This window comes from Clostridium sp. CS001 (genome assembly GCF_020443565.1).
GTDB lineage: Bacteria > Bacillota > Clostridia > Clostridiales > Clostridiaceae > Clostridium_AD.
On record NZ_JAIZZN010000005.1, the window covers coordinates 137029 to 161689 of the forward strand.

Genomic DNA, 24661 nt, shown 5'->3' on the forward strand with positions numbered 1-24661 from the left:
ATATAAAGTCAAACTTGCCACGTGGGTGGCACTAGAAAAATCCCCCTTAGTGTATTTATCACTATGGGGGTTATTCATTTAGCATTTATAATAATTCTTAAAAGCCTTTAAAAAATCTTCTCTATATTTTTCACACTCAACCTTTTTCTTTAATTTACTTAGGAATAGCTCATCACTCCATTGTTTTTTCCTTGTGTAATAATCTCTAACTATGCTATAAAAGTCCTCTGGAAAGCTAAGCATACTGTATAATACTTTTATCTCCCTATGATCTAATGGGGTTACCTTTGAATATTCCCTTAAAATGCTATGACATTTTTCTATATCATAGGCAAAATCCTTAATTACTTTATTTGTAAAATTACAAATATCATGTATCTTTAAATCTATAACAGAATAATCAAAGTCTAAAAAGTGCACCTCTTCTTCATTAATCAATATATTATGGTGAGCTAAGTCATGATGGCAGAATACAACTTTATTTTTCTCCTTACATAAACTATAATACTCTGATTGTTCTAGCTCCCTTATACTTTGTATTATACTTTCCTCATAGTACTTTTCATGCTCTAAAAATATGCAATCAAATTCACTTTTGTTTTCAGATAAAGTTGCTATTTCTTTAAAAAGAGTGAGCTCTTTTAACTTTCTATTGAAATTTTCTATCGCCTTACCACATAGGTATCGCTTCGGGTTCTTTGCTAATAGCTGCGAAAATCCCTCTTCATATATAATACCCTCTGATGCTCTATGGAGCTCTGCTAGCGCTCTAGATGTAAGCATAACATCTACAGGGTTGCTATACTCGCACTCTCTCCCCTCCATTAAATTCATAATACAATATATGTCACCGTTCCAAGGAAGACATATGCATTGTTTTCTTGTCTTTTCAAATTGAATGATTCTATCAAAATTATTCTTTCTAATATACTCCATACCATAATTAATAAACTCAAGCTGCTCAGCATCATAACTAACTTTTTTTAAAACCTTATCACCTTTATCACTATTTAGTATAAATACCTTTCTTACTGGAATAACATCATGAACCACTAAATCAAATTCACTAAATAAGTTTACATCTAGATCATATTTACTTAAGTAATCTTTATCTTTATATCTAACATCTAACATCTTATCACCTCTTTAAGTCATGGTATTCTAAATTAGGGTAAAAAATCCCTTTCTTCAATTATAGTTTTTATAAGTTTTTCTGGAAACTTTTCTTCATTCCATTTATTTTTACCTACCCTATACTTATTGCAACATCTCACAAACTCATAAGGGTAAGAAATTAAAGCAATTAAAAATTCTGAGCTATTTTCATTTAGTCCTTCAATATAACAAAACTCTTTAGCAAGCTTTTTAAAATCAAGCTTCATACCTTTTCTCTTTAGTCTACTAAGCAAGAAAAAACAGTCCATTTCCAACATATTGTAGCTACAGTTCCCAAAGCTAACCACATTAGTAAGGTTATCCTTTCCTAGGTTTCTAAAGTCTGTATCCCCTAGGCATATTTCTGTACGCCTCATACTTCTTGTAATAATCCCTATATAATCTGATTTGTATATTTCTCTTATGCACTCCTCCCCTTTATTTATAAATTTATCACCATATTTAACAATCAATTCTTCAAAAGAATTCTTAGCTCCATTGCTTTTAATAATATTTATGTCTGCAGATAGCTTCCTAATGGATACTTTATATTCCTCTACAACTTTCCCTGTATTGTTATTCAATTTATTCCTCACATAACCGTTAAACCCCATAGCCTTTTCATGAAAATCACGCATAGCATCAAACTGATTTATTATTAACCCTTCAGTTATGCCTATCTTTGTATTTTTATATTTAAATTCTACTTCAATCCTTTCTACATTATTAATTCCGTTGAATGTCATATAATCAGAAAAATCATTGTAAATGCTTATTGTCATTAGCACCACCTCTAATTAAGTATATTTAATATATTAGATGTATTTATATATCAGTTAACTACTATATAAATATCCAAAGGTTATCTACTCTTTTTATAATTCTTATCCATTTTCTTTAATATCTCTCTTTGCTCAAATTCTAACTCCCTAAGTTTCTTTTGTCTCTTTTTTATTTTTTTCAGATTTTTAACTTCTTCCTTTAAGTTATCAAGCTTCATATCATATTCTTCTACAGTGGATTCCTGTGGCTGAATTATGTCAATTTGGCTTTCGTCCATGTACGCATCTTCTTTGCTTTTACCCATAATACTACCTCCCATATTTTAATTGTCTAAACTTTTCAATAAAAATCTGCCTATCCACTCTATCCTCATCTAGCTTTTCAAGCTTCCTTAGGAAAAACTCTTCGCCCCAAGCCTTCTTTTCCCAGTAATATTGGATTCCTCTTTGCCAATATTCTTGTGGAAACTCCATAAATGCTGCCATTACTTCTATATCACTTTTATATATTAAATTTTTAGAATCATATTCATCCATTATAATAAGTGCATTTTCTATATTCCACTTACCATTTTTCATTCTTCTTATTAGAAGACTACTTAGATCATGTAAATGAGTGTCTAAGATGCAATAATCAAAATCAATGATATTCACCCCTCCATCTGCCCCTATTAACACGTTATGATGGGCATAGTCATGATGGCAGAATCCATTATGTTTAATTTCTTCATTCATCTTAATTATATATTCGCTTTTGCATAAGTTATCTATAGATTTATCACTCCTTGCTAACTCCTCCCCCATTACTTTCAAATAATAATTATCAAATTCTGTTTTATGTGGCTTTTCATTTATTCTTCTTTTAAAATCTAATATCTCGTTTTTTCTGGTTTTGAAAGTTTCTATCCATTTAAGCCATCCTACCCTAGGGTTCATGTCAGGTGTAACTTTAAAATTCAAACTCTTTGTGTGAAGCTCTGCAAGCTTTGAAGTGCACAATTTAATTTCTACAGGATTATCATAATTACACTCCCTTGCATTTAGCCACGGCGTTAGGTATGCATATTTATTCTCAAGAGCTATATATTCCTTATTATCTTTAGTATTAATAATCTGTGGTATATCTTTAAAATCATTGCTTTGCAAATGCTTTATTGCAGCGATAATAAATAAAAAATGCCCAAAGTCATAATTAATGATTTTTAAGCAATACATCTGATCTTTAGTTTCTATTCTGTATACATTTTTTATCTTCTCTATATTTTCAATGTATAGGGAATAATTTTCTTTCACTATTTCTTTTAATTCTTGTATCTCCAAATGAATTCCTCCGAAATATTGTTCTATTTCAGTATATGGACTTGCTAAATAATTTGTGCTTAAATAGCACACTTTTCAAGTGAAAATAATATATTAATGTATGTTATCTTTTAAGCAGTTCTTCAACTATAAATATATGGTTTTTCATTAATTTTAAGGAGTGAACCCAATGAGAATCGCAATTGATGCTAGGGGCATCAATTTATATAGTGGTACTGGCATAGGAACTTATACAGAAAATGTACTTAGAAATTTAATTAACATAGATGATACGAATAATTACCATGTTTTTTGGTCAGGTAATGATTATGAAAGTATAAAAAGAGAAAACTGCAAAATAGTAATGACCTCTAAAAAACAACAGAGATTCTTTGAGGATTACTATTTCCCAGAAAATATATCTAAAGAAAACATAGATGTATATCATATGCCTCAAAACGGCATAGGTTTTTCACAGGAGGTATCCTGCAAAAAAATAACCACCATACACGACCTAATTCCATATGTTATGCCAGAAACAGTAGGCAAAGGATACTTAATAAAATTTTTAAAAGAAATGCCCATGATTATAGGTGGTTCCGATGGGATAATAACTGTATCTGAATTTTCAAAACGAGACATCTTGAAATTCTTTCCTATAGATGAAAGTAAAATCTTTGTAACTCCTTTAGCTGCAGATAAAAAATATGTACCAAAAGACAAAATCTATTGTAGAAACTTTCTAAAAGATAAATATAACTTAGCAGATCCATTTATACTTTACCTAGGAGGATTTAGCGAAAGAAAGAATATTGCTTCTGCTTTAATTGCTTTTTCTAAAGTTTATAAAGATTTAGATAAAAAATATAATTTAGTAATTGTTGGTGACTATAAAGATCCTAGTCAACGGTTAGTAAAGCTTGTCGCCGAACTGAAAATAGACTCTAATGTTATTTTTACTGGTTTTGTGCCAGAGGAGCATTTGCCTATGTTCTATAATGGCTGTGATACCTTTATATATCCTTCTTTTTACGAAGGTTTTGGTCTTCCACCACTTGAGGCAATGAATTGCGGAACTCCCGTAATAGCATCTAATCTTACCTCTATTCCAGAAGTAGTTGGAGACGGTGGAATTCTAATAAACCCCTATGATATCTCAGAGATATCTTTTGCCATAGGTAACTTGCTTGGAAGTGAAAAATTAAGACAAGAATTAAGCTATAAGGCATTAAAAAGAGCTAAAGAGTACTCTTGGCAAAACACTGCACGAAGCACGCTTAAAGCTTATGAGAGTGTATATAACCTTAAATCTTCTTAAAATAAGGGGTAGCTTTTAAGCTACCCCTTATTGCAAACTCTTAATATTTAATTATCCTCTGCTATGTTATTAAAGTTTATTAATAATGCTTGCTAAGTACCCTGCCCCAAAGCCATTGTCTATATTAACAACACTAACTCCGCTAGAGCAACTGTTTAACATGGATAATAATGCAGCAAGTCCTTTAAAATTAGCTCCATACCCTACACTGGTTGGAACAGCTATAACTGGCTTATCCACAAGACCTCCAACTACACTAGTTAGGGCACCTTCCATTCCTGCCACAGTTATAATCACTTTAGCTCCCCTTATAACATCTAAGTTTTCAAATAGCCTATGAATACCAGCTACCCCTACATCATATACTCTTTCAACAGTATTCCCAAAAATCTCTGCTGTAATGGCAGCTTCTTCCGCCACTGGTATATCAGAAGTTCCTCCCGTTACTAATGCAATATATGAACTTGGTCGCTGCACTTCCTTTCTTTTAATTACAATAGTTTTAGCCAGTTCATTATACTCGGTATCCTTATATATCTCTTTTACCCCTTCATACATTATCCTTGAAGCCCTTGTTCCAAGAATGTTTACATCCTTAGTAAGCATTAATGTAACTATGGCTTTTATCTGCTCAACTGTTTTACCTTCGCAATATATAACCTCAGGATATCCAACTCTTAGTTCTCTATGATTGTCTATCTTTGCAAAGCCTAAATCTGAATATGACAAATCTTTTAATTTATCTACGCCATCATCAATGGATATATCCCCATCCTTTATTGACTTAAGAAACCTTTTCATCTCTTCTGAATTCATATACTCACCACCTTTTTCAATTTAAACTTCCCATCTTATATCCTTCTAAATCCAGCGTTACATATTTAAATCCCAATTCTTTGAGTTTCATTGAGATTTCTTCTAGTATTTCTTCATTTAAAATTTTGATGAAATACTTCTTTGGTAATTCAATCCTTGCTAAGTCTTCATGACTTCTTACCCTAGCACCAGTATAACCTAGTGACATTAAATATACTTCAGCTGCTTCTATTCTTTCAAGTTCTGCCTTAATCACTTCTTGTCCATAAGGTATCCTTGACAGAAGGCAAGCATAAGCAGGTTTATCCCAAGTTTGCAGCTTAAGCTCCTTAGATAAACTTCTTATCTCGGCCTTTGTAATTTCATTTGCTAAAAGAGGGCTTATTATATTTAATTCCTTAAGAGCCTTAAGTCCTGGTCTATAATCCTTAGTATCGTCAAAATTTGTACCATCTAAAACATTGCATATTCCATATGCCTTTGCTTCTTCTTTTATTTTAGTAAATATAGCATTTTTGCAAATATAACATCTATCTCTAGGACTAAATCTTATTTCCTCAATCATCTCTACTTCAAGGAATTTATATTTAACACCAAACTCATTTAGCAAAACTTTAGCTTCTTCAACTTCCCATTTAGGAGTGTATGGTGCTATTACCATAATAGCCAGCACATTTTCCTTGAGCACATCACTACAAACTTTCAGTAATAGAGTGCTATCTACCCCTCCTGAAAATGCAACTGCAACACTGCCAAGATTTTTTAAGTAGCTTATTAAATTATTGTATTTCTCTTTTAACATAATTACCTCCATTTAAAACTTGTTGGTGACGGTTAACAATCTTTTGTCATCTATATTTGTACAAGTTTTTTCGCAAAGGCCTGTACCTATCCATTGCTTAATCCATGACTTAAACACTTATTTTTATTTTTATCGCGTTATGGCATTAACAAAACAGTATATTTGCCTATACTTGTCCGACTTTATAGTATAGAAACAAAAATAGTTGTCTATTTTTTTAAAAACTTTCTTGTCTATTGCAATACATTAATGAATTATTACTAAGCATAACATTTAATAAATTCGCTAATGACATTTTCATACTTTTCTTCACTTCCAATTAATTCTATACCAATAGTGCTTAATCTTGATATTCCAGCTGATGTAATATTTCCAAATATATTAGATATATCGATAGATTTAAAATTGCAGAGGCTCCTCATTAGTACAACCGTTAATGCTTTTGCTTGTACAAGCTTTCTACTATACTTCATGTGAACGTAAGTTTTTGATACATTCATCTTTGATACTATAAACTCTATTATATCTTCAGGCTTAAAGTTTCTTACAAGTATCTTCCTTCCACTTTTATATTCTGTTTCTTCATTTCCAAATTCAATTTCTTCTTGCATTTTCTCTTCGTTGCATCCAAAAACAAGATTATAGTAATTTTTTCTTGCACTTTTAAGATTATTTCCAAAAAAACTCATGATAAAAGCATAATCAACTAATTTAAAATGATCCCGTCCTTTTCCTATAAATATTGCTAAACTAGAAAAAGAATATTTTTCAGGACAATCTTTAAACCCTACTATATCCTTAGGATTGTTATGTATATATAGTGATACGGTCTTCAAATACCTATCATTATCTACTATCTTGCTCATAAATCTATCTTTAAAGAGATGACCATCTCTTTCATACTTTTTATTAAAATACATTGCATAAGAAAAATTTATCCCATGCATGACTTTTGATATATCTGCACCATTAGAATCAACCAACAAATGTGCATGGTTATCCATAAGGCAGTATCCATAGATTTTAACATTATAGAGCTTTTTATATTTCTTTATAAGAAACAAATATTTATTCTTATCTTCATCATCTCTAAATAAATTTACCTCGGTGATACTTTTACACATAATATGAAATATAGCGTCCTCTGCTTTTAATCTTGCCTTTCTTGCCATAAAAGAATTCCCTCTCTTCATAAACTTTTCTTTACATTCTTGCCTATGTTTCGAGATGATATTCATATTCTTATGCCAATAGTTCACTTAGTTGTTAACTGTCCCTAAGCCTTTCCCAACTCTCTCCCTAAACTTTCATATACTTCTCTTGCAGATACCCCTCTCTTTTCAGCTATTTTCTTGCACTCTTCATATTCAAATTTACTTTTTATCTTCTCGCCTTTGTAATAAGCTTCTTTCACAGTAACTTCACCGTAACTAGTATTTACTTTAGTAAATTTCCTTTCAAGCATTGTCTTATTTACTTTAAAACTTCTTATTCCAAAAGTAGTTGTTTCCCTAAATAATACTTCTTCAATCTTTTCTCCTTTGCTTTCTTCACATAAAACACTTATCTTAACACATGGTCTACCTTTTTTCATTATAATTGGAGTTAAATATACATCCAATGCGCCCTCATCAAAAAGCTTATCAATAATAAACTCATATAACTCTGGATTCATATCGTCTATATTACATTCAATAATTTGCTGTTCTACTTCATTATCACATTTAGTATTATTTACTTGCTCCAATTCATTATTATTATTATTAATTATTTCACTATTTACTTCTTCTACTAGCATAACTCTTAGTACATTAGGGATTTCAGTATCTCTATTTCCTATACCATAACCTATTCTATTTATAATAAAATTCTTATCATCTTGAAACTCATCTACAGTGGCTGCTAAAATTGCCGCACCTGTAGGTGTTGTTGTCTCAAAGGCTACAGCTCCAAGTTTTACTGGTATACCTTTTAAAATTTCCACTGTGGCAGGTGCTGGTACTGGTATAACTCCATGAGCACACTTAACAAATCCACCCCCAAGTTCTATGGATGAACTCATTACTTTATCAACATTTAAAATGTTTAAACAAATGGCAGCCCCTACTATATCTACAATAGAATCTACTGCACCTACCTCATGAAAATGAACTTCATATAGCGATTTCCCATGAACCTTTGCCTCAGCCTCTGCAACCTTCATAAATATTTTTTTACTTAATTCTTTGACTTTAGAGTTCAACCCACTGCTATCTATAATTTCCTCAATGTCTTTAAGATTTCTTTGTCCATCATGATTATGAGTGTGAGTGTGATTATTATGATTATGATCATTGCCATTATCCCTGTGAGAGTGTTCACCTCCATCCCCCTCATGTATATGTTCATGAGAATACTCTTGTAAAATTACATCTACCTTAGTTCCCTCTATGCCTTTTTTAATGCCTTTTGACACTTTTATTTCATATTCATTTACATTCAACTTACTTAATTCATCTATTAAATATTTCTCATTTACACCTAAGTCTAGTAATGCTCCTAAATTCATATCTCCACTAATTCCAGAAAAACAATCATAGTAAAGTGTTTTCATTTTCAGTTCCTCCGTTTCTTTTGTATTTATTACATTGTACCAAATAATCAAATATTATTGGACAAATATATATAAAAAAATTCTTCTTTAATTAATAATTAATTGCATATAATTATTAATACTAGTTGATATATTTTTATATTAGAGTTATAGTTAAATAACTAGATATATAATATTAAAAAGGAGTGGATTATGAATGATAAATAAGGATAAAGTATCTAACCCAATAATTCCTGAAAAGTCAGATAAGGCAACTACTATAATAATCCCAGAAGAATTAAAAGAAGATAAAAAGATTAAAAAAGAAGATTATTATGAGCAGCCACCATCAGATTCAGATTTTGATATATGCGGACCTATGAATTGTGACAAAGAACTTTAAATAAATTAAAAACCAATGATTTTACCTTGAATATACTCATGGTAAAGTAATTGGTTTTTTATATTATTACCCTATACGGTTTTTTTCACTTTCACAATATCCTAAATGATTATTGTTGTTACGTACTATGTCACTTTTTCACTTTGTAACATATAGTTTTGTTTTTCAACTTCCATATAAACCTTCTCAACATTTTCGCCAAAGCATGTAGACGATAATGGTCTTATTCCATCATAAGCATTTTTGACCATTATCATTGATCCCTCTTTGTTCATTAAGGTTTGATACAATATTTCAGCTAAATCCTCATCTTTATAAAATAATCTTCCATTAACCTTATCTTCAATTATACCATCTAAATTCTTATCATACTTAGCCACTACAGGCACTTGTGCTGCCATAGCTTCTGCAAAGGTCAATCCCTGCGTTTCCGTTAGTGAGGCTCCTACAAATACATCTCCTAGCTGATAATATTTTCCAATATCTGCATATGGCCTTTCACCTGCAAACACTACTGAATTTTCAATTTCTAGCTCCTTACATAACTCTTGTAGATTTTCACGTTCTGGTCCATCACCTACAATTAACAACTTACAACTAGGTATTTTGTTAGTTAGTTCCTTCATACTACTTATAATTACATCTAAACTTTTTTCTTTTGCTAATCGCCCAATAAATAAAATCACTGGCTGGGTTTCATTTATTCCAAGAAATTTCTTTTCATCGCGGATAATTTGATCATTGTAATTACTTCTCTTAAAAGGCTCAATGTCAACTCCTGTTGGTATTACATCTATGTGCCTTCTTAACCCATACTGCCACAATGCATCCTTTACCTTTGTAGTTGGTACTATTATAGCACTGCAATCCCTACAGTATAGCTTACTTATTTTCTTAGCAAGTTCAGATGCTGGTTTAATCATTATCCCACGAGATACATAGTGCACATAATCCTCATACATTGTATGATAAGTATGAACTACAGGAATATCCAATTTTTTAGCAACTATTCTTCCAAATATACCTATGCTAAACTCTGTTTGCGTATGTATTATATCTAAGTCTAATTCCTTTATCTTATTCATAATCTTACGTGAGTATATTACCCCAACTCTTTGAGACGGTAAAAGAAAGAACGGTATACTAGGTAGCCTAATAATACCTTCCATTTCTTCTACATCTGGATGTGTAACTGTAATAATGGTTACACTATGCCCAAGTCTAATTAATTCACTTTTCAGTATCATAGTAGAAGTAACTACCCCACTTACTTGTGGGTAATAAGCATCAGTGAAAATTCCAATATTCATAATATATCCCCTTTAAATACAATGATTTCCTCTTAAAATATATTTATTTAGCATGTATTAATATCTAACCTTTAATTTTTCATAACGGCATAAAATCCAAAGACTATACAGGAGTAAAATGTAATCAATCTCCATAATAATATAGCAGCCATTATATTTGTAGACATAAAAAATAAAGTAAAGAACATGTAAAAGGCTCCCTCTGCTCCACCCACAGCTCCAGGCAATGGTATAAACGCAGTTAACATTATTACAAATGCAGTTCCAGCAATCATACTATCTATACTAGCACCTTTCATTCCAAAGCTAAGATAAATAAAATAAGGTATACTAAAATATATTGTTAGCTGAGCTATTGTATAAAGAACAGCTTTAGTCATTAACTTTTTACTATGTCTTACTATATCTATGTTATCGTGAAATTGGTCCAAGTTATCATCAATGTGCGATTCAAGTTTTGAAATATTCTTTACCAATTTAAGTTTTCCTAATATCTTAGATAGGCCTATTATTAACTTATGTGTTAACTTACGATATTTTGAAAATATAATTAAAAATAAAATCACACTGGCATTAACCGTAAATCCTATGCCTATCAAGTAAAATAAATTACTCATTTTGCTTTTAAAAAAAGCTGATTTCCAAAGTATAAGTATTAATGAGTATATAGTTAGTATTGATTGATATACAATAAATTTAATCATAAGGGCAGACCCTGAACTACCAGCTCCCAATTCTTGCTTTGTTAGTGTATATAGCTGCATTGGCTGACCACCAGATGCAAATGGTGTTATTGAATTAAAGTATTGTCCTATCATAGTTACTTTAAATGCTTGTTTAAATTTATAATCTTTTTTCATTAAAAATATAACTGTTTGCAATGTTTTAGCTTCAAGAACCCAACATAGTATCATTGCAAGAACTGCTACAACTATCCAACGAACTTGTAGGTTTTTCATTTGATGAATTAAATCCATCCATCCGTTTGTGAAAATAATTAATAATATAAATATAAACCCAGATGCTATTCCCACAATAAAATTAAGTTTGTGATTTTTCATTAACTTACCTTCCTTTTATTCGACATACCTTTTCATAGAAGTCTTTCCACATAGCAAGTACATTCTCTCTCGAATAAAAATTGTGCCCTCTTATAGCTTTTTCCTTAGCTTGATTGTAATAATCTTCATCATCTTTTAATTTTCTTATAGATCGTATAAACCCTTCGTTATCATGCTCCTTTAAGTAATAATCAAATAAAATATCCTCATATAGCTCTAAATCCCGCAGCAATATTGGAGTGGACGTATTCATCGCCTCAAGTATTGACATAGGAAAAAGCTCATTATAGGATGGCATAAAAAGTACATCTGCTATGTTATATATATCATTCATCAAATTTCTTTCAACTATTCCTGTAAATAAAATATTTTTCGGTGCATTATCCATTTCATTTTTTAATTCTTTATATCCATCAGTAATATTACCAAAGGAAAATCCACCTGCCCAAATAAATTGTACCTCTGGGAGTTTTCTTGCAATATCAATAAAATCCATAACGCCTTTTCGAGTTTGTATTTGTCCTACTCCAAGTACAACAAACGCATCCTTTGCAATTTTCAACTTTTCCTTAGCTATATATTTATCCTCTAGTGAAAGCGTATAAAACTTTTCCGTAGAAACAAAGTTGGGTATATAAGTAATCTTTTTCCTATCAATATTGTAAGCTTCAAGCTTAGTTATAAAGTTTGGATTTACTGTAACTAGATAATCCATACTGTTATAGAAACTTATAATATATTTATAAAAAATCTTTTTAATCAAATTGGGTAATTTTATACTTCCTTCAATAGTCTCCGGCAAAAAATGCACATATCCTACTGCTACACCTTTTCTCTTGGCAAAAGGAATACTTAAATAATGCTTTAAATCAATAGTATGATAATGCATTATTTCTGTTCTTGCCATTTTATTTATTATAACTTTATATTCCGTTCCGAGTCCCTCTTGAACTAAGCTTACCTGTTCTAAATAAGCTGATCCCACTCCTTGACCTTTTACTTTATCTGCTGAGGAAAGCATATTGATAGTAGTCATAACAGTCACTCCCATCTAATTTAACCTTATCACTATATTTATTGTACCCTAATATTATTAAGTATTGATTAAATTCACCTTAAATCCTTCTTAAATCTTTCCGGTTTACCATAAAAATATATTTATAACAGCTTATGTATACGTTTTATGATCTGTTTTAAGCTAACGTTCTTAATTGATATCAATATTGTAATTTCATATTCCTTAACTTACCACCCATATTAAAATTTAAAGTGTATATAATATTCTTGTAGTCACTTAAATAAAAAATTGGAGGTAATAATTATTATGAATAATACTACAGATAAACAAATAGAAAGTAACAACCTAAAGGTTATTAAAGATCAATTAGGTTATGAAGCATTACTCAATAAAAAGTTTAATGAATATGGATCACAATGTACAGACCAAAATTTAAAAAACCTTTGTAACGAATCTAGCCAAACACACAAACAAAACTTCAATACATTAAAAACTTACCTTGACTCTCATCAATAATATGTAAATGGAGGGATCTATATGAATACAATGATGTCAGAAAAAGATTTAATGCAGGATTTACTTGCTACAGAAAAACAAGTTATTTCTGCTTATAGTACAGGAATAACCGAAGCTTCCTGTCAAAACTTGAGAAATACACTAATTGGGAACTTTACAAATGATCAAAACATCCAATATAAAATATTTGAAGCTATGAAGCAAAAGGGATGGTATCCAACTAAAGATGCTCCAGATTGTGATGTTCAACAATTAAAAAGCGAAGCAACTCAAATGATGGGTGAATTAAAATAATACTCTAACTCTCCATTAACTTGAAAAAGCCTCTTACACTAAAATAAAATGTAAGAGGCTTTTTTTATATTTATATAACATTTATCTCATCTATCTTTCCTTTTGACATAATGGCAATTTTATCAGAAAGAAAGTATGCTTCTTCTTTAAAGTGAGTTACAAATACAATTGTAACTCTATTTTCTTTATGTATCTTATGCAATAGTTCTCTCATCTCTAACCTTAACTCTTCATTCAACGCACTAAAAGGCTCATCCATTAAAAGCACCTTAGGATTCACAACTAAAGCCCTTGCTATAGCCGTTCTTTGTTTTTCTCCTCCACTTAGCTGGGTGGGAAATCTCTTTTCTAAGCCTTTCAATCCAAGATTATTTAAGATAGCTTCTGCTTTAACAACCCTTTCATTTTTGCTAATGCCTTTCATTTTTAGCCCAAATGCTACATTCTCTATAACGTTCATATTTGGAAATAGTAGCGGCTCCTGAGCTACCAATGCAAAATTTCTTTTCTCGATGGGTATATTTGTATTGTCTATGTCTTCTACAAATATACTACCACTATCTGGGGGCACGATTCCTGCAATAGTTCGTAATATTGTTGTCTTTCCACAACCGGATGCTCCTAAAATAGATAGAAACTCCCCATCTTCAATAGTTAGATTTATATTAGAAAGCAAAAATGGTTCATCCTGCTCTGACCCATACTTCTTACAAATATTCCTAAGCTCTAGCTTTGCCATAAAACCACTCCTAAAATCTTCTTAAATAATTTTAAAGTACCTCTTTTTATAGTACCTTTTAAGCATAAAATCTATTAAAACTAAATTTATTATTGCTAAAAAAGAAAATAACACACCATATACCGAACCAATTGCATTGTCTCCTCCATTTATAAAAGGGAACATTACTATCGCTATAGTCTCAACTTCCCCCCCACCAACTAGAAAGGTTAAGAAATATTGACTAATAGAAATTAAAAAAGTAAGGCTAGCCCCTGCAACTATACCTGGAAGTATATGTGGAAGACTTACATAAACAAACCTAGAAATCGCGCTGGCTCCAAGCACTGCAGCTTGTTCTTCTAGTGATGAATCCAGTGTTCCATAGCTCACCATTAAAGCCTTTATCATATAAGGCAGTGTAGGCAAAATATGTGCTACAATAACTCCATACATGGTTCCCGTTAATCCAAGCCTTACAAAGACTACATACATCCCCATAACTGCAGTGAAAGATGGAATAATAATAGGCGCAAATAAAAGCCCTTTTATTATAAACTTTCCTTTAAATTCATATCTTACTAGTGAAAATGCTGCTGGGACAGCTAGCCCAATATCTATAATAACTACAGAAACTGCAATAATTAAGGTGTTAAAAATTGCTTGAAAAGTATTTAGATTTTCGTGAAAAACATATTTAAACGCCCTTAATGTTACTTTATGTGGAATCGCACTTGGCCATCTAAAATCATAAGCAACACTGTTTATAACTAAAGGTATAAAGGGCAATAAAAAAACTAACAAAAGAATACTTATTGTAATGTAGTACTTAACCCTTTTACGCCTTTTCATTTTGCTTTACCATCTCGCTTCCTTAATATCTCTTCCTTTAGCTACTTTATATGCTAAGATCCCAAGCATTGCTGTGATAACTGCTAAAATAAAGTTTGCTGCTAGAGCTACCGGTCTATCTGATATTTGACCATTATAGTACATATTATATGAATACACAGAAATAAACTTTGGATATGTTACTCCTAATAAGTAGGGCACCTCAAAATCGGAAAAAGTAAAAGCAAATACTATAATCACCGAAGATATCCATGTTGGAATCATTAAAGGTAGCATTATTTCTTTAAAAAACTCCTGCCTCCTAGCTCCAAAAACCTGTGCTATTTCTAGCCAAGAATCTTTAGTTCTACTTATTATAGGAAAAAGCATAAGCATTATAAAGGGGGTTTCTTTCCATACATATGTTAGAATGATTCCTAAACTATTAAGGTCATTAACAACACTTGGAAATCCATCCATACTTCTAGTTATTCCTATTGAATAGGATATACTAGATAACCACCCACTTTTCATAAACAAAAGCATAATAAGATATGCTGCAGTAACATGTGGAACCAACATTGGAGCCATAAAGGCTTTCCTATAAACAGCAGTTTTTTTGTTCTCACCTAAAATAAACATTATCCTAACCAATATTATTGCTAAAACTCCTGATAAAACACTTGAAATCATTGCCACCTTTAAGGTTAGAACTAAGGAATTTATAAAATCCTTTGACAATATAAGTTGCCTATATGCATTTATGGTAAAATGTGAACTCCCACCTATATCCATGAGCCCTAGACTTTGAAGTAGTCCTAGTATTAATCCTCCAAAAAATATTATTCCTATAATTATTAACGAGGGTAAAATTAGTATATAAGGCCTACTTTTTTGCCACATTGTCTAGCCATCCTTTTTCGAGAAACTCTACATAATCAGCCTTAATTTCTGGTGTTCTATGGCCTTGAAGTACTTCTAAACTTAATGTTGAGGCACCCCTGTCCATTGCATTTACTTTTTTAACATCTTCAGCTGATAACTTGTTAATGTCTATTGCCAATCCATCTCCCCAATTAGTAGGGTCAAATTTTGCTATTTGTGCTTCTGGCGATAACAGGAAGTCTATCGCTTCCTTTGCTGCTTCCTTTTGAGTTGAGTTAAATGGTATAGTTAAAAAATGAGTATTTGATAAGGTTCCTTTATCTAACACAAATGTTTTTGTAGACTTTGGAAAGGTTCCTTTATTTATTTCACTCTCTGCTCTTGCTTCATCATATCCCATGGTCATCCATACTTCACCTTTAGAATAAAGCATATCTAGCTTTGCCAAACTTTCTGGATAGGTCTTGCCCTTTTGCCAAAGAGAAGGCTCTATTTCATTAAGATAACTCCATAATGGCTTTGACGCTTCTATCATTACATTTTCGTTAAAATCTGCCATGAATTTTTCATATCCTCCATTGAGTTCAAACAATCCTTGTCTTAAAAATGCACTTCCAGTAAAATCATCTGAAGCTGGATAAGCAAATTTCCCCGGATTGTTTTTTATCCATATCTTTAGCTCTTCAAAAGATTTAGGAGGATTCTTAACCTTTTCAGAGTCATATATGAAAACAAATTGAGCTTTACCCCAAGGTGCTTCAAGTCCATTAGTTTCTTCACCAAAATCGTATTTTACCTCAGGGGAATCCTTTGCAACATATTCATTATAGTTTGACAATGTATCTACAAAAGGCTCTGATAAAATTCCACTATCTTTTGAAAGTCTAAAATTTTCACCATTTAACCAAAGTATATCCGCACTTCCATCACCTTTCCCAACTTGCTTCTCAGTAATTAACTTATTTACAGTATCTTTTATATTTGTTACTGGTACTCTCTTTAATATTATTCCCTTTTCCTTTAATTTAGGAGCTACCCATGTGTCCATATATTTATTTATAGATTCGCTGCCTCCCCACATATACATACTCACCATTTTTTCTTTATTGTCTTGCTTTTGACCACAAGATACAAATATTACTGAAATAGCAATTAGAGCCATTAAACTTATTACCGCACTTCTTTTTTTCACAAAAACACCTACCTGTATTTATTTTTTATGTTAGGCATATGAAAATAAATAATCAGTTGAAGAATTCCCCTATTCGCTTTCATATACCTAATCTTTTTAACATTGAGATTAATTATATCATTAAAAATAAAATTTATAATGCTTAACCTATCTTTTTCTATTTCATTTTCATATAGATGCATTCCAATCTATAGATTTATATAATACAAATAAACCACCACGCTATGATAGCATTAATAATCATAGCGTGGTGGTTCATTATGAAATAATTGCTTTCTTTAAATAATCTACATTTCTACAAATTGCTTATATATCTCTGGATTTTCTTCCATCTTATTTTGATTATATCCTTTACAAGATATCACCAAAAGTATCACTCCTATAATAAGAAATATGCCATGTGCTACCATAGAATACTTGCCTGCTATTGTCATAAATAGAGAAGACATCGTAATAGCTAGAATATTATTTGTGAAGTGTGCAAATATACTTAAATAAATTGATCCTGTCTTTAAATATATAGCTCCAATTACTATACCGAGTAAAAATGCATTTATACCTTGAGGGATATTCATGTGCACTAATGCAAAGAATAGTGCAGATATTATAAGTGCTATAGCTGGATTTATCTTTTTAGACATTCCTTTTAACAGTATCCCTCTGAAAATAACCTCTTCATATACAGGTGCTACAACAGCAACACTAAGTATTAATATAATTGGTGAAACCGCTAATTCTTCGAAGGCATCATTTATAAAATCAGGCACAGTTATATCGCTAATCAACAAAGTTAAACTGTTATCAAATATCATTCGGAAGGCTATAATTATCAAAGCTGTATAAATAAATCTTCTTGGCCCAAAGTGATGTTTAGTTTTTTGCTCACCTGTCTTATTACTAAACCACTTTAGTAAAATCACAATAACCACATATTTCACTAAAATACCTAAAGAAAAATCTATATAGGGCGCTGCTTTTCCAAAGCTTTCTGAAAATAAATTTAAAATGGTTATTGGTATTAGTCCCAGCGTTTCCAATAAGACTGATAGAAGTAATACAAGAAATGTTTTAACAATTCCCATTTTTTTAATACTTGTAGTCCCATTTTCTATGTTTCTTAAAACCTTCATTATATCACACTCTCTAAGCTTATTTTAATATTCTTTCTTATACTCTATGCTTACCACTAAAGCTATATATCTCTATTTTAATTAATGTAGTTTCTTTTTTTGCCCTATCTATATATAACTGTCCCTCTTGCATAAACTCTGGGCTATATTTTTTTATAAACTCAATAAGCGGTTCATATTTTTCTTCTTCGTTTAAGGTTACTGCTCGTCCAAAAGCTATTACACTTTCATACTCTGCACTAAACTTGTCTGGTAAAATCTTTGTTTTTCCAACTACTGTGAAACTCACTTTATCATTTTCACTAATATTATTTAGTTTAGTACCAACACTTGCGCCGTGAAAATATATATTCTTATCTATAACCACATAGCTTAAAGGCACTCCATAAGGTTGATTATCCACCCCACAAGTTGAAAGTATACCATATTTACCTCTTTTTAGAAGTTCAAGAGCTTCCGTATCACTCATTTGCCTTTCAATTTTCCTCATTGCTTTCATTGTACTATCACTGTCCCTTCATATCTTATAGTTATAAGTGTAACATAAATATTATAAAATAATATATGAATTTAGTGGTAATATTGGTTATATATTATTAATAATATATAATCCTTAAAAATGACCTATATAATAAAAAGTCTGTGCTTCTAATCATTGTTAAAAACAACATTTAGAAACACAGATTAGTATTTAATTATTTATCTTCCTATAAACTGCTGCGTCCAATAAATAGCACCACTTTTAGACTTTGCTACTCCTACTCCTATTTCAGTGAAATTTCCACTTAAAATATTGCTTCTATGTCCAGGAGAATTCATCCAAGAATTCATTACTGAAGCTGGGGTTTGTTGCCCCATTGCAATGTTTTCGCCTGCTGACATATATCTTATTCCAAAGTTCTTCATCATATCAAAAGGTGAGCCATAGGTTGGTGATGTATGAGAAAAGTAGTTTTTATCCCTCATATCCTCTGACTTATATCTAGCCACCCTTGAAAGTTGCCAATTGTGTCTTAACGGAGCCAATCCTTGCTTTGCCCTCTCTTGATTAACTAGCGTTATTACTGCTTTTTCTAAGGTTTTAACCTCAGTTAAATTTGGTACTTTTATCACCTGACTTGGGTATATCATACTCGGATTAGCCACCTGAGGATTAACAGATATTAATTCTGAAACCCCTACCTCATACATTTCACATATTTTCCACAAGCTATCTCCTGATTTAACTGTGTAATTGAAAGTATTATATTCTTGGGCATTTACTACTGAGCTTACTTTTGTTATTGCTAGCATACATACAGTTAATACTAATGTTTTTAAAATTCTTTTCATTTGTATTCCTCACCTTCCTAATTTAAATATATAAAATAAATTAATTTACTTTATAATTATATTCTTTCATTTAAGTGAGGTTTTTATTTTTTTAATTTATGGAATGTAATAGATAATATGCTATAAGTACATATTGTTAGTTATAAATTCACCAAAATATTAAAGATCCTGGCATTTTAGCATGCCAGGATCTTTAATTATAATTTCTTTTTACATTGGTAATCCTTTTCCATTTTCATCAACTTCCAATATTTTGTCAGTATCTATTCCTTCAAGATTGTCATCCCATAAATATTTTTTAGTTTCACTAACAATCACTGGGCTGAGCAATATTAAAGCAAATAAATTTGGAATTGCCATTAATCCATTAAATAAATCTGCCAAATCCCAAACTAAGTTAAGTGAGAACACTGAACCAACAAAAACAAATATAACCCAAAGTACTCTGTAAGGAACTATTGCCTTTTTACCAAGTAAGTATTCAATTGCCTTTTCTCCGTAATATGACCAACCAAGTATAGTTGAGAATACAAATGTTATAAGTCCTATTGTTAAAATTATAGGTCCTATAACAGGAATTGCAGCAAATGCTCCTTTAGTAAGTGCAGCACCCTTTGCACCTTCTTGCCATAAACCTGAATTTACAATAACAATACCTGTCATTGCGCAAACCACAACTGTATCCCAGAAAGTTCCTGTTGCAGAAACCAAGGCTTGTTTAACTGGATTTCTTGTTTGAGCTGCAGCTGCAACTATTGGTGCACTACCAAGACCTGATTCATTTGAGAAAAGTCCTCTTGAAACTCCATATCTCATTGCCATCATAATCCCTGCTCCCGAAAATCCACCAACAGCAGCTTGAGGTGTGAATGCATCTCTGAATATTAAAGCTATTGTACTTCCAACAGTTTTATATCCTATTACAAGAAGTATAATACAACCGATAACATAGAATATAGCCATGAATGGAACTAAAATATCACAAACCTTAGCAATCTTCTTTATTCCGCCAAGTATAACAACTGCTACTAATATAGCTATTACAATTCCTGTAGCCCAAGTTGGAATTTTAAAGGTTTCATACACCATTGATGATACAGAGTTAGCTTGTACCATACATCCAATACCAAAGGCTGCGATACTCGTAAATATTGCAAATATTACTCCAGCCCATTTTGCATGAAGAGCATGCTCTAAAACATACATAGGTCCACCTGCCATTGTGCCGTCTTTAGTTTTAACACGATACTTAACAGAAAGTAATGCCTCAGAATATTTTGTTGCTATTCCAAAAACTCCTGTTAACCAACACCAAAGAACAGCACCTGGTCCGCCTATTCCAACTGCTGTTGCAACACCAACTATGTTTCCAGTTCCTATGGTAGCTGCAAGTGCTGTTGTTAAAGCACTAAATTGACTTACATCACCCACGCCATAATCATCTTTTGTTACTGAAATCTTTATAGCCTTGAATATATACCGTTGAATAAACTTAAGCCTAAAAGTTAAAAATAAATGAGTCCCAAATAGTAATGCAATAAGTGGTATTCCCCATACCCAACCATCAATTTTGGCAATTAGTTGGCCGAACGCTTCCATAATAATTCCCCCTTATGTATTTTATAATCTTATAATATATTATATATCATTTGCAATATTGCACAAGTCAGAATTTTGCGACAAATTCTTTTATAAATATTAAAAAAACTTGTAATCAGTTAAATTCTTCAATTACAGTCACACCCTTCCTCCTGGGGCCTCTTATTTGTATCTGCGAATTAACTTTCTGTCTCCTATTTATATAATATAAGTTTAATTTCTGAAGTATTCATTTCGCATATACTTCATTTTACAAACATTGTCATACTGGCTCGCAAATATAGCTCTCCATTACAAGAAAATAAAAAAGCATTTCATTAAATTTTATTCTAATGAAATGCTTAAATCTAACAACTATGCCACTTGCCACCCGGGTGGCACTTCACTATTTTAGTTTAAGCTTAGCAAAGGCCTCAGCCATAGCAGAATTTATAGGCTCATCTTTCTTATTCTGCTGATTTAAAAATCTACTAACATCCTTTTTATCTAGAGCACCTTTTTCTGATTCGCGACGTTTAGTAAAGGCTGAAAGTTTTTCTCTATAGCCGCAGCCACAAGCGAAAATCTTATTGTCGCCATCTCCCCTAATCTCCATCTTCTTGTGGCAAGTAGGACAACGTGCATTTGAAACCTGTGAAACACCCTTACGATATCCACAGTCTCTATCTGGACATACTAGCATCTTTCCCTTTTTGCCGTTAACTTCAAGAAGATACTTACTACATTCAGGACATTTAACTCTTGTAACATTGTCATGTTTGTATACTTCTACAGAACCTACTACGTTCCTCACAAGCTTTGAAGCATATTCTCTCATGTCCTTTACAAAATTCATAGAATTAGCTTTCCCTTTACTTATAAGTTGAAGTTGTTTTTCCCACTTAGCAGTAAGTTCTGGTGATTTTAACTCTTCTGGAACTAAGTCTATTAACTGAATTCCTTTTGAGGTTGGGAAAATATCTTTGCCTCTCCTCTCCATATAAAAAGTATTAAATAGTTTTTCAATTATATCTGCACGAGTTGCAGGAGTTCCAAGTCCCGAGGTATTATCCAACGCTTCCCTTAAACTGTCATCTTCTATATCCTTTCCTGGATGTTCCATAGCTGTAAGTAGCGTTGCTTCATTATACCTAGCTGGTGGCTTAGTCTTTTCATTTATAGACCTAACCAATGTGAGCTTAACTGTGTCACCCTTATTTATTGGTGGAAGAGACTGATCTTTTTCTTCGCTATCGTCAGAACTACTTATTTCTTTCCATCCCTTTGACTTAACTATTTTACCCTTTGCAGAGAAGCTTTCGCCCTTTACATCTATCTTTACAGTAGTTTGCTCATATTCAAAAGCTGGACTTAAAACCTCTAAGAATCTCTTTACAACTAGATCATAAATACTTCTTTCCTCTTTGCTTAAGCTTGATAAATCCACATGCTGCTCTGTAGGAATTATAGCATGATGGTCTGACACCTTGCTATTATCAACAAGTCTATTTGTAGTTTGTATTCTATTTTTTATTATATTTCTAGCTGCTTTTTCATAAGGTCCTATTGCTATACTCTTTAATCTATCAAGTAGTGTAGCTACTATGTCTGTAGTAATATACCTTGAATCCGTTCTAGGGTAAGATAATAACTTATGATTTTCATATAATCTCTGCATTAAATTAAGAGTTTGCTTTGCAGAATATCCAAATCTTCTGTTCGCATCTCTTTGAAGCTCTGTTAAGTCATATGCAAGTGGCGGAAGCTCTTTTTTAGATGTTTTATTTACTTCTACCACTGTTCCCATTTGATTATTTACCTTAGCAACTATATCTTCTGCCTTCTTCTTGTCAAAGCTGCGTGTTTCACCACTTTTACTTGACCAATTCACTGTAAAGTTGTTTACCTTACCATTCACTGTCCAATAATCTTTTCCAATAAATTTCTTTATCTCATTTTCTCTATTAACAATAAGCGCTAAAGTTGGAGTTTGAACTCTTCCAGCAGATAATTGAGCATTATATTTGCAAGTTAGCGCTCTTGTAACGTTTAATCCTATAAGCCAATCCGCCTCTGCTCTTGATTGCGCAGCCCAAAATAGATTTTCATAGTCTCTTCCCGGTTTAAGATTAGCAAATCCATCCTTTATTGCTTTTTCAGTTTGGGAGGAGATCCATAACCTCTTTATAGGCTTTTTAAAGCCTGATTTTTGAAGAATCCAACGAGCCACAAGTTCGCCTTCACGCCCAGCATCTGTTGCAATAACTAGTTCGTCTACATCAGCTCTTTTAAGAAGTTCGTTTACAACCTTATATTGCTTTGAAGTTTCTTTAATAACTACCAATTTTAAATCCTTAGGTAGCATTGGAAGATCTTCCATCTTCCAGCTCTTATATTTTTGATCATAATCCTCTGGACCAGCTAGCGTAACAAGATGCCCCAGTGCCCAAGTTACAATGTATTTTTGTCCCATTAAATATCCATTTCCGCCTTGGCTACACTTTAAGACCTTAGCTAGCTCTTTTCCAACAGAAGGCTTTTCTGCAAGCACTAAAATTTTTCCCATATATAAAACTTCCTCTCTTATGTTCATAATTTACTTTATACTAATATGTTCTTTTATTTGTTCTATAAGTAATCATACATTAGAATAATATACTCCTTATATATTTACCAAGTCCTATTATAATCTAACACCCATACACATCTATTATAAACTACTTTATACATATTGTTAATTTATTTGTTTAACTGCATTTAAGTAGGAAGGTGTAAGTGTTTTTTTATTATCATAAATGATATACTATATAATGCATCTTAATAAAATAAGCAAATTTAGAGGTAAGTTTATGAACTATATAGTATTTGATTTAGAGTTTAATCAAGGCTACAATTTTGAAAAAGAACCTAAAATCGCAATAAATCCTAAATGCCCCTTCGAAATAATTCAGATAGGCGCAATAAAGATGAATGAAAATTTTGAGACAGTTGGAACTTTAGATATATTAGTAAAACCTGAAATCTACACTAGGCTTAACCCGTTTGTAAAAGAAATAACTGGACTAACAATTGAGAAGTTAGAAAAAGGCATATCCTTCAAAGAAATGTATAAAGAAGTTATAGAATTTATTAAATCTGATAGAAGTATATTGTGTGTATGGGGTGTAGCTGATGTAAAAGAATTATTTCGAAATATTCAATATCATGAACTAGATACTTCACTATTGACCACAGAATATATCAACATTCAAGCTTGTGCTTCTAAAGTATTTAACTGCAAAAGAGGTATTAATATTGGGTTAGGAACTGCATCAGAGCTTCTAGAAATACCTATTGTAGGCAGTTTTCATAATGCTTTTAATGATGCCTATTATACAGCTGAAGTGTTTAAACGAGTTTATAGTGACGAAATTAAAACTATGGTGTATCACCCTCATAAAAACACAAGGTTAAACAGAACAGATGCTCAAAAGCACAAAATTGATACTCTTAATTTAATGAAACAATTTGAGAAGATGTTCCATAGAGAGATGACTGACGAAGAAAAATCTATAATTAAACTAGCTTATATTATGGGTAAAACAAAACAATTTCAAATAAAGACTACTTCAGATTCCATAACAAAAAAATAAAATCAGCATAGAACTCT

25 protein-coding genes are annotated in these 24661 nt (G+C 31.6%); 5 read left to right on the plus strand and 20 right to left on the minus strand.

Features of this window, described 5'->3' with window-relative positions; translation table 11 throughout:
• Positions 1–78: 78 nt before the first annotated feature.
• The 4 genes from LGK97_RS05560 to LGK97_RS05575 all read right to left on the minus strand — a co-directional run bounded on the left by LGK97_RS05560 (position 79) and on the right by LGK97_RS05575 (position 3257).
• A complete protein-coding gene (locus LGK97_RS05560; protein WP_226258757.1) occupies positions 79–1134 on the minus strand; it encodes a CotS family spore coat protein in 1056 nt (351 codons plus the stop codon).
• Positions 1135–1166: 32 nt separating this feature from the next.
• Positions 1167–1937, minus strand: a complete 771-nt coding sequence (locus LGK97_RS05565; RefSeq protein ID WP_226258758.1) for a hypothetical protein — start codon at positions 1935–1937, stop codon at positions 1167–1169.
• 80 nt (positions 1938–2017) lie between these two features.
• On the minus strand, positions 2018–2242 hold the full coding sequence (locus LGK97_RS05570) for a hypothetical protein (RefSeq protein ID WP_226258759.1): 225 nt from the start codon (positions 2240–2242) through the stop codon (positions 2018–2020).
• A gap of 4 nt (positions 2243–2246) precedes the next feature.
• Entirely contained in the window at positions 2247–3257 is a 1011-nt protein-coding gene (locus LGK97_RS05575; RefSeq protein ID WP_226258760.1) for a CotS family spore coat protein, read from the minus strand.
• A gap of 169 nt (positions 3258–3426) precedes the next feature.
• Between LGK97_RS05575 and LGK97_RS05580 the strand changes: the two genes are divergently transcribed.
• Positions 3427–4554 (plus strand): glycosyltransferase family 4 protein, encoded by a 1128-nt coding sequence (locus LGK97_RS05580; RefSeq protein WP_226258761.1) that lies wholly within the window; start codon positions 3427–3429, stop codon positions 4552–4554.
• A gap of 69 nt (positions 4555–4623) precedes the next feature.
• On the opposite strand, the gene larB is transcribed toward LGK97_RS05580, so the two are convergent.
• From larB to larC, 4 genes are all read right to left on the minus strand, one after another.
• Positions 4624–5370 carry a nickel pincer cofactor biosynthesis protein LarB gene (larB, locus tag LGK97_RS05585; protein ID WP_226258762.1) on the minus strand — a complete coding sequence of 249 codons (747 nt, stop codon included), beginning with the start codon at positions 5368–5370 and terminating at the stop codon, positions 4624–4626.
• A gap of 16 nt (positions 5371–5386) precedes the next feature.
• Positions 5387–6172, minus strand: a complete 786-nt coding sequence (gene larE / locus LGK97_RS05590) for an ATP-dependent sacrificial sulfur transferase LarE (protein WP_226258763.1) — start codon at positions 6170–6172, stop codon at positions 5387–5389.
• Between the two features lie 260 nt (positions 6173–6432).
• Positions 6433–7344, minus strand: a complete 912-nt coding sequence (locus LGK97_RS05595; protein WP_226258764.1) for a transposase — start codon at positions 7342–7344, stop codon at positions 6433–6435.
• A 104-nt stretch (positions 7345–7448) separates the two neighbouring features.
• Positions 7449–8765, minus strand: coding sequence for a nickel pincer cofactor biosynthesis protein LarC (larC, locus tag LGK97_RS05600; RefSeq protein WP_226258765.1), 1317 nt, complete (start codon positions 8763–8765; stop codon positions 7449–7451).
• Between the two features lie 196 nt (positions 8766–8961).
• Between larC and LGK97_RS05605 the strand changes: the two genes are divergently transcribed.
• On the plus strand, positions 8962–9147 hold the full coding sequence (locus LGK97_RS05605; protein ID WP_226258766.1) for a hypothetical protein: 186 nt from the start codon (positions 8962–8964) through the stop codon (positions 9145–9147).
• A 125-nt stretch (positions 9148–9272) separates the two neighbouring features.
• Here LGK97_RS05605 and LGK97_RS05610 read toward each other — a convergent pair whose 3' ends face one another.
• The 3 genes from LGK97_RS05610 to LGK97_RS05620 all read right to left on the minus strand — a co-directional run bounded on the left by LGK97_RS05610 (position 9273) and on the right by LGK97_RS05620 (position 12554).
• Positions 9273–10457, minus strand: coding sequence for a glycosyltransferase family 4 protein (locus tag LGK97_RS05610; RefSeq protein WP_226258767.1), 1185 nt, complete (start codon positions 10455–10457; stop codon positions 9273–9275).
• Between the two features lie 71 nt (positions 10458–10528).
• Positions 10529–11518, minus strand: coding sequence for a lysylphosphatidylglycerol synthase transmembrane domain-containing protein (locus LGK97_RS05615; RefSeq protein WP_226258768.1), 990 nt, complete (start codon positions 11516–11518; stop codon positions 10529–10531).
• A gap of 4 nt (positions 11519–11522) precedes the next feature.
• Positions 11523–12554: a glycosyltransferase family 4 protein gene (locus tag LGK97_RS05620; RefSeq protein ID WP_226258769.1), complete on the minus strand. Its 1032-nt coding sequence runs from the start codon at positions 12552–12554 to the stop codon at positions 11523–11525.
• Between the two features lie 288 nt (positions 12555–12842).
• Here LGK97_RS05620 and LGK97_RS05625 point away from each other — a divergent pair, with 288 nt between their 5' ends.
• On the plus strand, positions 12843–13052 hold the full coding sequence (locus LGK97_RS05625; protein ID WP_226258770.1) for a hypothetical protein: 210 nt from the start codon (positions 12843–12845) through the stop codon (positions 13050–13052).
• A 33-nt stretch (positions 13053–13085) separates the two neighbouring features.
• On the plus strand, positions 13086–13346 hold the full coding sequence (locus LGK97_RS05630) for a spore coat protein (protein WP_226258797.1): 261 nt from the start codon (positions 13086–13088) through the stop codon (positions 13344–13346).
• Positions 13347–13416: 70 nt separating this feature from the next.
• Here the strand turns inward: LGK97_RS05630 and LGK97_RS05635 are convergent, their stop codons facing one another.
• From LGK97_RS05635 to LGK97_RS05675, 9 genes are all read right to left on the minus strand, one after another.
• Entirely contained in the window at positions 13417–14085 is a 669-nt protein-coding gene (locus LGK97_RS05635) for an ABC transporter ATP-binding protein (RefSeq protein WP_226258771.1), read from the minus strand.
• Positions 14086–14106: 21 nt separating this feature from the next.
• A complete protein-coding gene (locus tag LGK97_RS05640; protein ID WP_226258772.1) occupies positions 14107–14916 on the minus strand; it encodes an ABC transporter permease in 810 nt (269 codons plus the stop codon).
• Positions 14917–14922: 6 nt separating this feature from the next.
• Positions 14923–15798 (minus strand): ABC transporter permease, encoded by an 876-nt coding sequence (locus LGK97_RS05645; protein ID WP_226258773.1) that lies wholly within the window; start codon positions 15796–15798, stop codon positions 14923–14925.
• Positions 15782–16972: an ABC transporter substrate-binding protein gene (locus LGK97_RS05650; protein ID WP_226258774.1), complete on the minus strand. Its 1191-nt coding sequence runs from the start codon at positions 16970–16972 to the stop codon at positions 15782–15784. The genes LGK97_RS05645 and LGK97_RS05650 overlap by 17 nt, the downstream gene beginning before the upstream one ends.
• Before the next feature lie 287 nt (positions 16973–17259).
• Positions 17260–18102 carry a CPBP family intramembrane glutamic endopeptidase gene (locus LGK97_RS05655; RefSeq protein WP_226258775.1) on the minus strand — a complete coding sequence of 281 codons (843 nt, stop codon included), beginning with the start codon at positions 18100–18102 and terminating at the stop codon, positions 17260–17262.
• A 37-nt stretch (positions 18103–18139) separates the two neighbouring features.
• Positions 18140–18601, minus strand: coding sequence for a pyridoxamine 5'-phosphate oxidase family protein (locus LGK97_RS05660; RefSeq protein WP_226258776.1), 462 nt, complete (start codon positions 18599–18601; stop codon positions 18140–18142).
• A 200-nt stretch (positions 18602–18801) separates the two neighbouring features.
• Entirely contained in the window at positions 18802–19434 is a 633-nt protein-coding gene (locus tag LGK97_RS05665) for a CAP domain-containing protein (RefSeq protein WP_264174970.1), read from the minus strand.
• A 210-nt stretch (positions 19435–19644) separates the two neighbouring features.
• Entirely contained in the window at positions 19645–21033 is a 1389-nt protein-coding gene (locus LGK97_RS05670; protein ID WP_226258777.1) for an alanine/glycine:cation symporter family protein, read from the minus strand.
• Between the two features lie 385 nt (positions 21034–21418).
• Positions 21419–23578, minus strand: coding sequence for a DNA topoisomerase III (locus LGK97_RS05675; protein ID WP_226258778.1), 2160 nt, complete (start codon positions 23576–23578; stop codon positions 21419–21421).
• Positions 23579–23861: 283 nt separating this feature from the next.
• Here LGK97_RS05675 and LGK97_RS05680 point away from each other — a divergent pair, with 283 nt between their 5' ends.
• A complete protein-coding gene (locus LGK97_RS05680; protein ID WP_226258779.1) occupies positions 23862–24644 on the plus strand; it encodes a 3'-5' exonuclease in 783 nt (260 codons plus the stop codon).
• The last annotated feature ends 17 nt before the right edge of the window (positions 24645–24661 follow it).

Coding starts and splice junctions, on each gene's coding strand:
- LGK97_RS05565 (WP_226258758.1), bottom strand. CDS start 1,937: ATGACAATAAGCATTTACAATGATTTTTCTGATTATATGACATTCAAC.
- LGK97_RS05670 (WP_226258777.1), bottom strand. CDS start 21,033: ATGGAAGCGTTCGGCCAACTAATTGCCAAAATTGATGGTTGGGTATGG.
- LGK97_RS05570 (WP_226258759.1), bottom strand. CDS start 2,242: ATGGGTAAAAGCAAAGAAGATGCGTACATGGACGAAAGCCAAATTGAC.
- larE (WP_226258763.1), bottom strand. CDS start 6,172: ATGTTAAAAGAGAAATACAATAATTTAATAAGCTACTTAAAAAATCTT.
- LGK97_RS05680 (WP_226258779.1), top strand. CDS start 23,862: ATGAACTATATAGTATTTGATTTAGAGTTTAATCAAGGCTACAATTTT.
- LGK97_RS05595 (WP_226258764.1), bottom strand. CDS start 7,344: ATGGCAAGAAAGGCAAGATTAAAAGCAGAGGACGCTATATTTCATATT.
- LGK97_RS05580 (WP_226258761.1), top strand. CDS start 3,427: ATGAGAATCGCAATTGATGCTAGGGGCATCAATTTATATAGTGGTACT.
- LGK97_RS05645 (WP_226258773.1), bottom strand. CDS start 15,798: ATGTGGCAAAAAAGTAGGCCTTATATACTAATTTTACCCTCGTTAATA.
- LGK97_RS05675 (WP_226258778.1), bottom strand. CDS start 23,578: ATGGGAAAAATTTTAGTGCTTGCAGAAAAGCCTTCTGTTGGAAAAGAG.
- LGK97_RS05610 (WP_226258767.1), bottom strand. CDS start 10,457: ATGAATATTGGAATTTTCACTGATGCTTATTACCCACAAGTAAGTGGG.
- LGK97_RS05605 (WP_226258766.1), top strand. CDS start 8,962: ATGATAAATAAGGATAAAGTATCTAACCCAATAATTCCTGAAAAGTCA.
- LGK97_RS05625 (WP_226258770.1), top strand. CDS start 12,843: ATGAATAATACTACAGATAAACAAATAGAAAGTAACAACCTAAAGGTT.
- LGK97_RS05615 (WP_226258768.1), bottom strand. CDS start 11,518: ATGAAAAATCACAAACTTAATTTTATTGTGGGAATAGCATCTGGGTTT.
- LGK97_RS05630 (WP_226258797.1), top strand. CDS start 13,086: ATGTCAGAAAAAGATTTAATGCAGGATTTACTTGCTACAGAAAAACAA.
- LGK97_RS05635 (WP_226258771.1), bottom strand. CDS start 14,085: ATGGCAAAGCTAGAGCTTAGGAATATTTGTAAGAAGTATGGGTCAGAG.
- LGK97_RS05640 (WP_226258772.1), bottom strand. CDS start 14,916: ATGAAAAGGCGTAAAAGGGTTAAGTACTACATTACAATAAGTATTCTT.
- LGK97_RS05660 (WP_226258776.1), bottom strand. CDS start 18,601: ATGAAAGCAATGAGGAAAATTGAAAGGCAAATGAGTGATACGGAAGCT.
- LGK97_RS05655 (WP_226258775.1), bottom strand. CDS start 18,102: ATGAAGGTTTTAAGAAACATAGAAAATGGGACTACAAGTATTAAAAAA.
- larB (WP_226258762.1), bottom strand. CDS start 5,370: ATGAATTCAGAAGAGATGAAAAGGTTTCTTAAGTCAATAAAGGATGGG.
- LGK97_RS05560 (WP_226258757.1), bottom strand. CDS start 1,134: ATGTTAGATGTTAGATATAAAGATAAAGATTACTTAAGTAAATATGAT.
- LGK97_RS05665 (WP_264174970.1), bottom strand. CDS start 19,434: ATGAAAAGAATTTTAAAAACATTAGTATTAACTGTATGTATGCTAGCA.
- larC (WP_226258765.1), bottom strand. CDS start 8,765: ATGAAAACACTTTACTATGATTGTTTTTCTGGAATTAGTGGAGATATG.
- LGK97_RS05620 (WP_226258769.1), bottom strand. CDS start 12,554: ATGACTACTATCAATATGCTTTCCTCAGCAGATAAAGTAAAAGGTCAA.